The following is a 13,319-nucleotide window of genomic DNA, read 5'->3' on the forward strand; positions in this document are numbered from 1 at the left end:
TTACTTAATCAGACCGATCTCGGTCAACGTGGTCTTGACCTTGGTGATGTCTTCGGTGAGGAAGGAATCAAACTCGGCGCCCGCAAGGAATGCGTTATCCCAGTTGTTGTCTTTCAGCGTCGTGGCCCAGGCCTCGGACTCGTTGAGCTTGGTGACCATCTCGGTGAGCTTCTTGGTCTGCGTCTCATCGATGGATCCCGGTGCCACAACACCACGCCAGTTGGTCAGCACCACGTCGATGCCCTGATCCTTCAGTGGCTTGATACCCGGAAGTGCTGGAGCTTCTACGGGTCCGGAGACCGCCAGGGCACGGACCTTGCCGGCCTTGACCTGCTCGGCGTATTCGCCAACACCGGAGATACCTGCCTGAACCTTGTTGCCCAACAAGGCGGCAAGGGACTCGCCACCGCCGGAGTAACCAATGTAGTTCAAGGAGTCCGCGGCGATGCCCTGGGCCTTGAGGATCTGACCGATCAGGATGTGGTCCGCACCGCCTGCCGAACCACCGGTAATGGCAACGCCCTTACCCTTGGTTTTAATGTCTGTGACCAGGTCATCGATGCTCTGGTACGGGCTGGAGGCCGGAACCACAAGCACCAGTGGCTCTTCGGTCAAACGAGCAATCGGGGTGGTGTCCTCAATGCGGGATGCAGACTTGTTGGTTTCAACCGATCCCACCATCACGTAGCCCATGACCATCAAGGTGTTTGGATCTTTTTCGGTGGCTAGCTTGGCAAGACCGTTGGTGCCGCCGGCACCACCAATGTTCTGCACGGAAGCCGAGCCAACCTGCTTATTAGCGGTCAGATCTGCCTGCATGGAACGACCGGTCTGATCCCAGCCACCACCGGGGTTGGCCGGAACAATGATGTTCAGCTTCTTGATCTCACCTGCGGCGCCGGCGTCACTTGCCGTGCCACCGCAGGCGGTGAGGGTCAGGGCCGCGATGGCTACCGCGGCGGCAAGTACTGTGCGTCGTTTCGTCGAGCGATTGAGTTTCACTGTGGAACTTCCTTGTCCAAGGGGGGTGCGAATGAAAGGCACCTCACGTGATCCAAACCACTTTCGGTGCGTGACTGACGTTATAAAAACCACACGCCCACCGGAAGTATCTGGTGATAGTGGTGGTATTGGTCATTTTGGTCACGACCATAACCCGCGCCGGGGCATGCCAAACTAGTGTGATGCTCCGCACTTCACCACTACGCGCACCCTCGCTGCGCACTCACCTCATGCTGCTCCAAGTGGGCATCGTACTCTTGGTGATCTCGGTGGCCGGTGTGGTCGCAGCAATATTGCAGGCAGATGCCATCAGGGATTCACACCAGGACCGCCTCATCGGTGTTGCAGAATCCGTGGCCCGGCTTCCCACGATCATCGAAGCCTTCGATGATCCGGACCCTGCCACAACCATCCAACCCCTAGCCGAGCTCATCCGGCAGGCCTCGGATGTCACCTACGTGGTAGTCACCGATGCGAAGGGCAACCGCTACTCACACCCCAACCCAAATCGCATCGGCGAACAAGTCTCCACAGACCCCTCGGTACCACTCTCCGGAGATATCTTTGTGGGAACCGAGCAGGGAACCCTTGGCACCTCCTGGCGGGTCAAGGTCCCGGTCTGGATCGATGATGAGGTCGTTGGCACCGCTTCGGTGGGCGTATTGGAAAGCGAACTCAGAGCCGACCTGCTCGAAAAACTCCCGGTACTCATTGGCTGGCTCCTTGGTGCGGCAGTAGTGGGAACCATCGGGGCCTTTAGTATTTCGAGGCTTGTCTGGCGCCGTATCCACCGCCAAGAACCCGAGCAAATCGCCGAACTGCTCCAATCCCGCGATGCCCTCTTACACGGGGTTGGCGATGGGCTGATCGCTACTGATGCCCACGGCATCATCACGCTGTTCAATGACGAAGCCCAACGCCTGCTGGACATCAAAGAAGACGTGGTGGGCCTGGCAGCAAACCTAGTCTTAGAAGAACAATTAGCAGCACTGATCGCCACCGAGCCCGAAGGCGAACAACTAGTCCTGGCCGGCGAGCGCATCCTGCTCGCCAAGGTTTCCGGTGCCACGGTCGCCGGATCTCACGTGGGCTCCATGGTTGTACTGCGAGACCGCACAGAATTACATGCCATGCTGCGCGATCTCAGCGGGGCCAGGGACATGACCCAGGCACTACGTGCCCAGGCCCACGAATTTTCAAACCGCCTTCACGTCATCTCCGGCCTGCTAGAACTCGGCGAGATCCGTGCCGCGGCCCAATTCATTGGCACCGCAGACACCTCCGCCTCCCGTACCGGCGCCGAGGCCCTCGCCTCCGTCTCCGACCCGGAACTTGGTGCATTGCTGCTGGCCAAGGGGGCGATCTGCCGCGAAAAAGGCATCGAGCTTGTCATCGATGACGAATCTGTCCTCGCGCCTTCTGAACCGGCGCTCTCCCGAGACCTGATCACCATCCTAGGCAACCTGCTGGATAACTCGATCGAGGCAATAGTCCACCAGGGCCGCATCGAACTACTTGTCAGTGAGGAAGCCGATGCAAGCGTCCTGATAGAAATTCATGACGATGGTCCGGGCATCGCCGCCGAGCTACAGGCAAGCATGTGGAACCTGGGAACCACCAGCAAAAGCACCGACACCGAGCATGCGGCCCGCGGCATCGGACTAGCCCTGGTCCACCGGGTTGTCACTCGCAGACGCGGCACCATCAACGTCACCAGCTCGGATCTGGGCGGGGCAGCCTTCACTGTGACGCTTCCGCCCACCCTCACCCACCGCAAACCAGCACATCTCATAGCAGCACCGGGAGAACCATGAGTCCGATCCGCACGGTCATCATCGACGATGACCTAGCAGTTGCAGGAGTGCACCACGGCTTCCTCATGGCTCATGGGGCCTTCGAAGTCATCGGCACCGCCCACACCGGTGCCGCGGGACTACAAATGGTCAAAACCCTCCGTCCCGACCTTCTCTTACTGGATATCCATCTACCGGATCTGTCCGGCCTAGAGGTCCTCTCCCAACTACGTGCTGGCGCCCTGGGCTCCCAACTCGATGTCTTTGCCATTACTGCCGCCCGCGAGCTGTCCACGGTACGCAGGGCGCTCGCCGGCGGAGTGATCGAGTATTTAGTCAAGCCCTTTGGCTCGGCCGAGTTCAGGGCACGACTAGATAGGTATGTGGCGCATCGTTCGGCACTTTTGAAATTGCATACCGCGGATCGGGGACTGAATCAGCAGAGTATCGATAGTCTTCGCTCCACGGTATTACCGGCCCCGGAAGCTCACGGCGGGGGGCCGTCCAATGCTGCAAGGGGCATCGTCATGGAAACCCAGCAACCGCCCAAGGGGCTTTCGAAGAACACCCTCGATGCGGTGACCGAGCTCTTACGGGTCCCGGGCGCCGACTATTCGGCGGCCGAGCTGGCCACCGAATTGGGACTGGCACGCGTGAGCGCACGACGTTACCTCGAATATTTGGTCACCCAGTCTCGGGCCACGTTGACCCCCAAATATGGAAGTGCCGGGCGTCCGGAAAATCGTTATTCCTGGAATCCCGGCACCTACTAGAATATTTTTCTCGCTCCTGGCCTCGGTTTAGGTCCAGTCATCGGTTCCAAAGTGTCCACGCTGGTGCGCCAGGTGGGCTTCCTGGGTGAACATCAGGCACACACGTGTTGCCTCGGCAACGGTAATACCATCCTGGTTGCGCCCAATATGGGCAAAGGTAGCCACCCCGAGCCCCGGTCGAGAGCTTGAGGGCCGTAAGTCAATGACGGTTGTTTGGGTGTAGAGAGTGTCTCCGGGGTAGAGCGGGTGTGGGAAACGAATATCAGATAGCCCCAGCTGCCCAACCAGGGTTCCTTGGGTGAGTTGGGAGACCGACTGTCCAACCATCGTGGCAAGGGTGAACATGGAGTTCATGACCCGCCGCCCAAAGGGTTGGGTGGCAGAAAATGCCGCGTCAAGATGCAATGCCTGAGTGTTCATGGTCATCGTGGTGAATAGGACGTTATCGGCCTCGGTCATGGTGCGCCCCGGGGAATGAACGTAGAGCGTATCGGTTTCAAGCTCATCGAAATACAGCCCGCGTTGTTCAATCCTGCGAGGTTGGTCCTCGTTCATCATCGCGTTGCCCCTTCATCTTTAGGTGTAGCGCTACCGGTGTCCTACAGATCTCCTTGGCCCGTAGATAGTGGCCGGACAGATGTTCACCGGTGGTGCGTTACGTTTTTGCTAAAAGCCCCTAGTAACCCTCATCCTACAAAGAACTGGGGCCACTTTGGCAAGGGTATAAAGAATTAAAGTCCTAGTGAACGTGCAATCAGCATTAATTGAACTTGGGTTGTACCCTCACCAATTTCAAGGATCTTTGAATCCCTGTAATGCCGTGCAACCAATGACTCGTTAATGAACCCATAGCCACCGAAGATTTGCGTAGCATCCCGAGCGTTATCCATTGCCGCTTCCCCGGCGACCATCTTGGCGATTGCTGCCTCGGTCTTGAAATCCTTGCCGGCAAGCATCTTGGCTGCTGCGGCATAGTAGGCAAGTCGTGAGGTGTGCACGCGGGCAGCCATGCGGGCGATCATGAAGGAAATTCCTTGGTTTTCACCGATGCTGCGCCCAAATGCTGTGCGGCTTTTTGCGTAGGCCACCGATTCGTCAAGGCATCCTTGCGCGGCACCGGTTCCGAGAGCTGCAATCGCGATGCGCCCTTCGTCGAGGATTGAAAGGAAGTTTGCGTATCCGCGTCCCCGCACACCTAAGAGGTTTTCTTCTGGCACGCGTGCGTCTTTGAAAGATAGCGGGTGGGTATCCGAGGCATTCCAGCCCACCTTATTGTAGGCCGGTTCAACGGTGAATCCCGGGGTAGAACGCGGCATGATGATCGTCGAAATTTCCTTGGCCGCGCTACCGTCGGCCCGGGTCGTGGAGCCGGTAATCGCCGTAATCGTGACAAAGGAGGTGATGTCGGTGCCGGAGTTGGTAATAAATTCCTTGCTGCCATTTATAACCCAGGAACCATCCTCGAGCACCGCTTTGGTCTTGGTTCCTCCGGCATCGGACCCGGCTTCCGGTTCGGTTAGCCCGAATCCTGCGAGTTCGTTTCCTGCGCAAAGGTTCGGAAGTAGCTCTTGTTTTTGCTTCTCGGTGCCAAACCTATAGATCGGCATGGCACCAAGACTTACCCCGGCCTCGAGGGTGATGGCAACCGATTGATCGACTCGGCCTAATTCTTCAAGCGCTAGGGCCAGGGCAAAATAGTCACCGCCCATCCCCCCGTATTCTTCGCTGAAGGGAAGCCCAAATAGACCAAGCTCACCCATCTGGGAGATCACCGAATAAGGAAAAGAATGCTCGGCGTCATGGTGTGCCGAAACGGGTGCCACCACCTCGTTGGCGAATTCTCGTACCGTGTCAACGAGCTGCTGGTATTCGTCGTTTAGTTCCAGGTTGATCACTGTAGTGCCCCTTCTAGATCCTGTGCCCACATTTGCCGCGGGGTTTGTATCCACCGACGTCTGTGGCCTGCTCCCCGTAAAGCTCTTGGGGATTGTTAGTTGACCACGTATTGTTAGTGATCATTAACTGAATTCGAGGCTAGTGTCGGACGGCACACTTGTCTAGGCCTCAGCGCAAGATTTCAATTCGGCGTTCCTCGCACATGAGCCCGCACCGCGACTCAGCTCAGGAAACGCAAAGGAGCAGCGAACACACCCATGGATGCCATGCCACTCACCCCGGCTTCAACCGACAGGGACAGGGCCAAGGCACAACGCCGCGCAGATTTGCTCAAGGAAGCCAGCCGGCTCTTTGCTATCCGTGGCTATGCGGGCGTTTCACTCGAGGACCTAGGTGCTGCGTGCGGCATTAGCGGACCTGCCGTGTATAGACATTTTTCGGGCAAATCCGCTGTCCTGATTGCGCTGTTGGTGGGCATGAGTAGAGACCTGCTCAAGGGCGGAAAAGAAGTGCGCGCCAATGGGGGTAGTGCCGAGGAAATCCTGGGCAAGCTCATCGAATTCCACACAGATTTCACCCTCACGCGTCCGGAAATGATCCAGGTGCAAGAACGTAGCCTCGACGCGCTCCCGGAGGCCGAACTGCACCTCGTGCGAAAACTTCAGCGCGAATATATTGCCTTGTGGACAGAGCAATTACACCTGATTCATCCGCAAGAATCGGCAACAGTGATCCGTTTTAGGGCGCACGCGGCCTTTGGATTGCTCAATTCCCCGGCTCACTCCGCACATAACCCACGCACGTCCAAAAAGGGCTTGCGTAAACTACTAAACCAGATGGCGACCGCAGCCTTGTCCACCCCGGTAGGCTAGGGATAAGTCGATCAACACAATAGAGAGGCAGTGACCGTGAAGCTACGGCCTATACAGCCCGAAGACCTAGATCAGTTCTTCGAACACCAGCAAGACCCCGAGGCGAATTTGATGGCTGCCTTTACGGCACGCAACCCATCGGATCGTGGAGTCTTTAACCACCATTGGGGATCGATCATCAACGATCCTAAGGTCATTGTGCGCACCATTGAGCATGAGGACGAAATCGCCGGTTCTATCCTGGTTTTCGAACACGAGGAGATCCCGGAGATTACTTTCTGGACGGCCAGCCGCTTCTGGGGCAAGGGCATTACTACCTCGGCTGTGGATGCTTTCCTTGCCGAGTACACAAATCGTCCATTGCGTGCACGGGTCCCCCAAGACAATGTTGGCTCGATCAAGATTTTGGAACGACGAGGTTTCAAGGTCATCGATGAGGCAGCAGATTTCTCCAACGCCCGCGCCGCGGTCGTCAAAGAATTCATCATGGAACTGGTCTAGGCCACGTCCCTCATTGCAGATTTTTCCCCCCTGAGCGCTATCGGCTTTGGGACGACGAAGGACCGGATGCTCACCCTTAGAAGGAATTCAAGGGGAGCCTTCGGTCCTTTGCTTTGAGTACACGGTCTATAGGTCAAGGTCAATGTGTCTACACCAAAGGCTGGTCCTTCCCCGTGGGAATGAACCAGCCTTTGGTATGAATCACGCTAAATGTTGTCTAGCAGCTACATGGGACTAGCTATCCGGGTTGTCATTTGCCAGCAGGATACGACGGGCCTCGCGGCGCACTGCCTGTTCGCCGGGCTCCGGAACTGGTGCCGCGGCAAGCAGTCGGCGGGTGTAGTCGTGCTGCGGTGCGTGCAATACGTCCGAGACGCGTCCCTGCTCCACTGCATGCCCATCCTTCATCACAACCACCGAGTGGGCCAGGAGGTCCACCACGGCAAGGTCGTGGCTGACAAAGAGGCAGGCGAACTCGTAGCGTTCCTGAAGTTCCTGAATCATTTCAAGCACGGCGGCCTGCACCGAAACATCCAATGCGCTGGTGGGCTCATCGGCAATCAATAATTCCGGATCCAGAGTCAAGGCACGTGCAATACATACGCGCTGACGCTGGCCACCGGAAAGCTCATGCGGGTAACGGTTAATGACCGATGCCGGCAGGTGAACCGCCTCTAGAAGCTCGGTGGCACGTTTAATGCGGGCCGCCCGGTTCCCTACCTTGTGTACCACCATGGGTTCGGTGATGCAGTCACCAATCGGGAAACGCGGATTCAGGGACGCCGCAGGATCTTGGAAGATCACACCAATCTTGGCTCGTACCGCACGCGCCGCCTTGGGACGCAGCTGGGTGAGGTTTTGTCCCTGCACCGCTAACACACCCGAGGCCACGGGCAGCAAGCCCAGCACTGCCTTGGCAATCGTTGATTTACCGGAACCCGATTCGCCAACGATGCCTAGGATCTCCCCGCGCGCCAGCTCGAATGAAACATCGTCGACGGCACGGAATTTGGAACCCCGCATATCGTATTCGAGCACCAGGTTTTTGGCTTCAAGAACCAGCGTGCGGTTCGGATTGACCGGTGCGATCGGTTCTGGTTGCCAGTCACCACTGATGTCCACTGCTTCAAGGCGCGGAACCGCCGCCAGGAGCTTCTGCGTATACGGGTGCTGTGGGCGGTTGAGCACCTGATCCACGGTTCCGGTTTCTACCAGCGAACCACGGAACATCACCGCGACGCGGTCGGCTAGGTCGGCTACAACACCCATATTGTGGGTGATCAACAGGATGCCGGTGTTCAGCTTGTCCTTGAGCTCGCGCAGCAAATCAAGGATTTCGGCCTGCACCGTCACATCAAGTGCGGTAGTTGGTTCATCGGCAATAATCACCTTGGGATCACAGGAAATTGCCATGGCAATGACGATGCGCTGACGCTGGCCGCCGGAGAACTGGTGTGGGTACTGTTTGATCCGCTTGCGCGGTTCGGGAATGCCGACCATTTCCAACAGTTCGACGGCACGTGCGGTGGCTTCCTTCCCATAGGCAAGACCGTGAAGTTCCAGCGATTCGGTGAGCTGACGCTCGATGGTAAGCACCGGGTTCAACGCCGTCATCGGTTCCTGGAAAACCATGGCAATATCCGTGGCACGCATCTTACGCATCTTGGCTTCGGGAAGATTAACAACGTTGATTCCTCCCACAAAGGCCTTACCCGTGATGCTCGCATTCGAGGGGAGCAAACCCATGGCGGCGGTTGAGGTTACGGATTTACCGGACCCTGATTCGCCCACCAGTGCAACTACCTCGCCGGGGAAAACCTCAAGGGAGAGCCCCTTGACGGCTTTCACATCGGAGAATTCGGTTTGAAAGGTGACCGAAAGGTTCTCAAAGCTCAGTGCTGTGCCGGTGGTGGCTGGCTCGTGTGTCTGGGTGCTCATGAGAGTTCCTTTGTCTTGCGGCGCTTTGCTTTGCGGGTCTGGCGGGGATCGAACGCATCGCGTAGGCCATCGCCGAGGAAGTTCACGCTCAGAGCGATAGCAACGATGATCATACCCGGCCACCAGAAGAGCCATGGCCTGTTGGTGAATGCATTTTGGTACTGGCTAATGAGCAAGCCCAGTGAAGTTTCCGGAGGCTGAACACCAAAGCCGAGGTAACTCAAGGAGGTTTCCAAGAGAATCGCACCGGCGATGGCGAAGGTCGCGTTGACAACAATAACGCCAACGGTATTTGGCAGCAGGTGCTTGAAAATCACACGGCTTGTCTTAGACCCCATAGCCTGTGCCGCAGCTACATACTCCCGTTCTCGCAAGGAGAGAATTTCTCCACGAACCAGTCGGGCTAGACCCGTCCAAGTCAAAAGGCCAAGCACAAATGCTAAGGCAAATATAGAGCCAGACTTGTTGCCGACCATCTGCGCCAACACAGCGGCAAGGACCAGCAACGGGATGACAATGAACAGGTCGGTTATGCGCATCAGGACTTCATCAACCCAGCCGCGGAAGTACCCGGCAACGGCACCGATAATGGCACCAATGAACGTAGCAACCATGCCTACGATCACTGCGATGATGATTGACTTTTGAGTACCACGCATGACAAGGGCAAAATAGTCCTTACCAGTATTGTCTTGCCCAAATGGACTCTCACCAAAGGCAAGTCCACTACCACCCAGCCAAGTAGGTAAGAGGCTAAGGGTTGGTGCACCACCATTGATAAGTTCTCCGGCTTTTGAATAGTCTTTATCCCACCAACCTGGGATACCAGCAAAACCAATGGAGCTGAAAGCCATCACCGTAATGAAAACGAGCACCACGCTGGAGATAATTGCCGGTTTGTGGTTAAGAAAGCGTCGGCGAATAAGTTGGCCTTGGCTTCTAGACTGACTCTCATTTTTAGCCAGCTCGGCGTCTTCAACCTCGGCCAAGGAAACCACGGGGTGTCCGTCCGGTCCCATTTCTGATTGCATGTTCGATGAACCTCGTAGCTCGTCGTTGTTCTGGTGCTCGCTCATACCCGGATCCTCGGGTCAAGCAGTGCGTAGAAGATATCTGCCAACATGTTGAAGAGCACCGCTGCGGTGCCGGTGACTAGGAAAAATGCCATGACAGGGGCCGGATCAATATGCTCTAGTCCGGTCTTGAACATTTCTCCCATGCCTTTCCAGCCAAAGACCGTCTCGGTGATCACAGCTCCACCGATCAATCCCGCGAAGTCGAATGCGGCGATGGTAGCAATGGGGATCAAGGCGTTACGGAAAGCGTGCCGAAAGACCACCGTTCGTTCGGAAAGACCCTTGGAGCGAGCGGTACGGATGTAGTCCTGCTGGCCTACCTCGAGCATCGAGGTTCGGGTATAACGCGAGTAACTTGCCAGGGAGATAATGGCCAGTAGAAGGGTCGGCAGCAATAACTGGGCACCACGGTCCAAGAAGATTTCCCAGAAACCACCATCGAAGTTAGGTGTTTGGGAACCAATGGTGCCGATGGGACGCGGTTTGAGCGCCAAGAATTCGGGCCAAGCACGGAAGATGTGATCGACTGTCGTCAGTCCCGCGGCAACCAGCCCGGTAAAGGCGCTGACCCACATGGCGATCTTGCGAACGCGACCGCCCATAAAGTAGCCAATGGCTCCGGGAATGATCATCGATAATGCGCCGCCAATGATCAGCAACCACGTACTTGGTGACTCCAACAAGGAGAACGTTGCATAGTAGGCGATGATGCCTAGACCCACGGTAATCAAAGCCGGGTAGAGAACTGCCTTATTACGTACTCCCACGGTCATTGCCGTGCCGGAAAGCGCAACGGCTAGGGAAAGGATAATGATGCCCACTAGGCCCAGCTGTGGGTAGCGGAAGAAGTTCAGCCAGAGCAGATACGGGATTGCCACACCGACGAAGGCCGCCGAGACGGCGAAGGTAATGATGCGGCGTTTGAGGTCACCGGCGAGGAAGACCTGCATGAGGAAACCAAAGAGCAATGCGATGACGATAATTTGAACCATCGATATGTCTGGCTCTTTGATCCAGTCATTGTACCCAATGGCCATGTATTCCTTGAGCATCACGGCTGCCCAGAAGACCGGCAGTGAGAAGAACAAAAAGGTCAGGAAGGTAACGCCGTAGTCGAGGCCCGAGTACTGGCGTACCGCAGTGAGAACACCGATGGCAATGCCGAAGATTGCTGCGAGCACCGTAGCCAAGATGACGAGTCTAAGTGTTGAGGAGGCTGCTACAGCAAGGAGGTCATTGACGTTTTGTCCCTGGATATTTGTGCCTAGGTCACAGGCACCACCGAAGCACTTACCGACTCCTGTGAGCCAGTCCCAGTACCGCGCGTACCAGGGCTGGTCTAGGTTCATGTATTCGACGCGTTGAGCCATGAGATGTTCACGGTTATCAGCGGTACTCTCACGCAGGTCTTGTAGCGGGTCACCGGAGTTAATCACCAGGACGTAGAGGAGGAAGGAAGCCGCGAGCAAAATGCCCAGCGAAGCCCCAAGCCTCTTAATAATAAATTTCAGCACTGCTGTTTCTTACCTTTCCGTCTTTGTCCGCCCCGGCAGGTTGTGCCAACACGGGCGTGTGGGGCCCGGCTTGATGGCCGAGCCCCACACTAAGACGCTGAATCTGCCTGTGGGCAATTACTCAGCGCGGACCCACTGCTCCGCGTTCCAGACGATCTGCGACTGGGTTGCGGTGTGGCGCACGTTCTTGATGTCAGCCGAGGAGGCGGACAGACCCGGGTGTGCGAAGACCGGAATGCCGAAGAGGTTATCCCACAGCAACTTCTCGATGTTCTTCATTTCGGTTGCGTGAACTGCCGGATCCATCGAGGTAGCCAGGCGCTCCCAAGCTGCGTCAATGTCCTTGTTGGAGAACTTGCCGTAGTTCTGTGGCTTGCCGGTGGCGTAGATGTTCTGACCCGAGGTGATCTGGCCCGAACCTGCCCAAGCGAACAGCGCAACGTCGTAGTCGCCACGTTCCTGGGTGCCGCCCGGTGCGAAGAACTTCGGATCTCCCGCGTCAACAACTTCGAAGCCCGCAGCATCACACGAGGACTTGATCAGTGCTACCTGGTCGGTACGGCGCGGGTTAGGTGCCGAGTAACCGATACGAACCTTGGTTCCGGTAGCGTTCTGCTCTTCAAGGATCTTCTTGGCGCCTTCTACGTCGACGTTGTCGTAACGGCCGTCGTAGGAGAATGCGACTACATCCTTGTAGTTAGCCTGGAACGGGAAGACTTCACGAGCGTTAAGCACGATGGCGTCCGGGTTCAGCGGCTTGATCAGGTTATCGACGATCAGCTGGCGAGGTACGCACTTGGCGAAGGCCTGGCGCAGTTCGAGCGAATCCTTGAATGCGGCCTTGTCACCGAAGTTGAAGTCAAGGTGCTCCCAGGTCATGGTGTCACCCTGCTGGATGTTGACCTTGTCGCCGAGCTTCTGCAGCTGTGCCAGGGTATCGACGGTCGGCTGCGGGGCAATCACGTTGAGTTCGCCGTTATCCAATGCCTGAACCATGGCGCCATCGTCGATGAAGCGGAAGGTCAAGGTCTTGGTTGCTGCCGGGGTGCCGTAGTAGTTCTCGTTGGCTTCCAGGGTGACCGATTCGCCTGCGGTCCAGCTCTTGAGCTTGTAGGGGCCCGAGGACGGGATCAGGTCTGCTGCCGGGAGGGTACCTGGCTTGGTGGTCCAGCCGGTGTTCCAGAATTCTGCGGCCTTGACAAGCTTGGTTGCATCGCCGGCGCGGATTGCGTCAACGAGCTCCGCGGTGGACATGCCACCCTGCTTGGCAACAACGTGTGCCGGTGCGCCGAGCCAGGACTGAATCTGCCAGTCCGGATCCGGGTTCTTGAAGGTGACGGTGAATTCCTTGGCGTCTGCTGCGCCTTCCGGACCCTTAGGAACAGTGCCGCCAAGGTCAGCGGATACCGAGTCGAAGAGAAGCTTCGGCTCGCCCTTGGAGTCCTTGCCATTGGTCAGGTTGGCATTCTGGGTTGCCCAGGCCAGTACCGCATCCGCGGCGGTGATCTGGGTTCCGTCGGACCATTTGGCCTCGGGGTTGATGGTGTACTTGATGGTTAGCGGATCGTCGCTAACCTTCTCGTAGGAACCAATGTCCTTGTTCTGGTAAATGACACCGTCGGTGCCGAAGTACGAGAAGCCTGCAAGTACTCGGTCGGTAATTGCCGAGTTGTAAGTGCTGTAGGTCTGCGGAGTGTTGGAGTTATATCCAATGAACTCCGGTGCGCCCACCGATACCTTGATGGTGTCGTCCTTGGTAGTGATATCACCAAGGTCAGCAAGACCGGTGTTTGTTGGTTCTACGGTGTTTGTGCCACCACTGGTTTCCGACGGCTTAGCCGATTCGGACGGACCTGCCTGACCTCCAGGTGCACAAGCAGATAGTGCCAGTGCGAGCGCAGCGCCTACTGCTACTGCCTTCGAAATACGCTGAACACGCATTTCTCCTCCTTAT

11 protein-coding genes are annotated in these 13,319 nt (G+C 56.9%); 4 read left to right on the forward strand and 7 right to left on the reverse strand.

Annotated features, from left to right (window positions below; genetic code table 11):
- Complete coding sequence (locus tag CQ018_RS10830; RefSeq protein WP_105550016.1) at positions 1-1,002, reverse strand: tripartite tricarboxylate transporter substrate binding protein; 1,002 nt, start codon at positions 1,000-1,002, stop codon at positions 1-3.
- A 182-nt stretch (positions 1,003-1,184) separates the two neighbouring features.
- Here CQ018_RS10830 and CQ018_RS10835 point away from each other — a divergent pair, with 182 nt between their 5' ends.
- Entirely contained in the window at positions 1,185-2,816 is a 1,632-nt protein-coding gene (locus CQ018_RS10835) for a sensor histidine kinase (RefSeq protein ID WP_105550125.1), read from the forward strand.
- A complete protein-coding gene (locus CQ018_RS10840; protein ID WP_105550017.1) occupies positions 2,813-3,568 on the forward strand; it encodes a response regulator in 756 nt (251 codons plus the stop codon). The genes CQ018_RS10835 and CQ018_RS10840 overlap by 4 nt, the downstream gene beginning before the upstream one ends.
- A gap of 27 nt (positions 3,569-3,595) precedes the next feature.
- On the opposite strand, the gene CQ018_RS10845 is transcribed toward CQ018_RS10840, so the two are convergent.
- Together CQ018_RS10845 and CQ018_RS10850 are read right to left on the reverse strand one after the other, a co-directional pair.
- Complete coding sequence (locus tag CQ018_RS10845) at positions 3,596-4,126, reverse strand: MaoC family dehydratase (protein WP_181149846.1); 531 nt, start codon at positions 4,124-4,126, stop codon at positions 3,596-3,598.
- A gap of 173 nt (positions 4,127-4,299) precedes the next feature.
- Positions 4,300-5,463 (reverse strand): acyl-CoA dehydrogenase family protein, encoded by a 1,164-nt coding sequence (locus CQ018_RS10850; RefSeq protein WP_105550018.1) that lies wholly within the window; start codon positions 5,461-5,463, stop codon positions 4,300-4,302.
- Positions 5,464-5,721: 258 nt separating this feature from the next.
- On the opposite strand from CQ018_RS10850, the gene CQ018_RS10855 reads away from it, so the two are divergent.
- Positions 5,722-6,336: a TetR/AcrR family transcriptional regulator gene (locus CQ018_RS10855; RefSeq protein WP_105550019.1), complete on the forward strand. Its 615-nt coding sequence runs from the start codon at positions 5,722-5,724 to the stop codon at positions 6,334-6,336.
- 36 nt (positions 6,337-6,372) lie between these two features.
- The gene (locus CQ018_RS10860; protein ID WP_105550127.1) at positions 6,373-6,837 is read left to right on the forward strand and encodes a GNAT family N-acetyltransferase; all 465 of its coding nucleotides are present in this window, start codon (positions 6,373-6,375) and stop codon (positions 6,835-6,837) included.
- A gap of 234 nt (positions 6,838-7,071) precedes the next feature.
- Here CQ018_RS10860 and CQ018_RS10865 read toward each other — a convergent pair whose 3' ends face one another.
- The 4 genes from CQ018_RS10865 to CQ018_RS10880 form a co-directional block, all read right to left on the reverse strand.
- Positions 7,072-8,775 carry an ABC transporter ATP-binding protein gene (locus CQ018_RS10865; protein ID WP_105550020.1) on the reverse strand — a complete coding sequence of 568 codons (1,704 nt, stop codon included), beginning with the start codon at positions 8,773-8,775 and terminating at the stop codon, positions 7,072-7,074.
- On the reverse strand, positions 8,772-9,806 hold the full coding sequence (locus CQ018_RS10870; RefSeq protein ID WP_374954196.1) for an ABC transporter permease: 1,035 nt from the start codon (positions 9,804-9,806) through the stop codon (positions 8,772-8,774). The genes CQ018_RS10865 and CQ018_RS10870 overlap by 4 nt, the downstream gene beginning before the upstream one ends.
- Before the next feature lie 41 nt (positions 9,807-9,847).
- Complete coding sequence (locus CQ018_RS10875) at positions 9,848-11,365, reverse strand: ABC transporter permease (protein WP_105550022.1); 1,518 nt, start codon at positions 11,363-11,365, stop codon at positions 9,848-9,850.
- A gap of 117 nt (positions 11,366-11,482) precedes the next feature.
- Positions 11,483-13,306 (reverse strand): ABC transporter family substrate-binding protein, encoded by a 1,824-nt coding sequence (locus CQ018_RS10880; protein WP_105550023.1) that lies wholly within the window; start codon positions 13,304-13,306, stop codon positions 11,483-11,485.
- Positions 13,307-13,319: the final 13 nt, after the last annotated feature.

It is taken from the genome of Arthrobacter sp. MYb227 (assembly GCF_002975435.1).
In the GTDB taxonomy this organism is placed as follows: domain Bacteria; phylum Actinomycetota; class Actinomycetes; order Actinomycetales; family Micrococcaceae; genus Paeniglutamicibacter.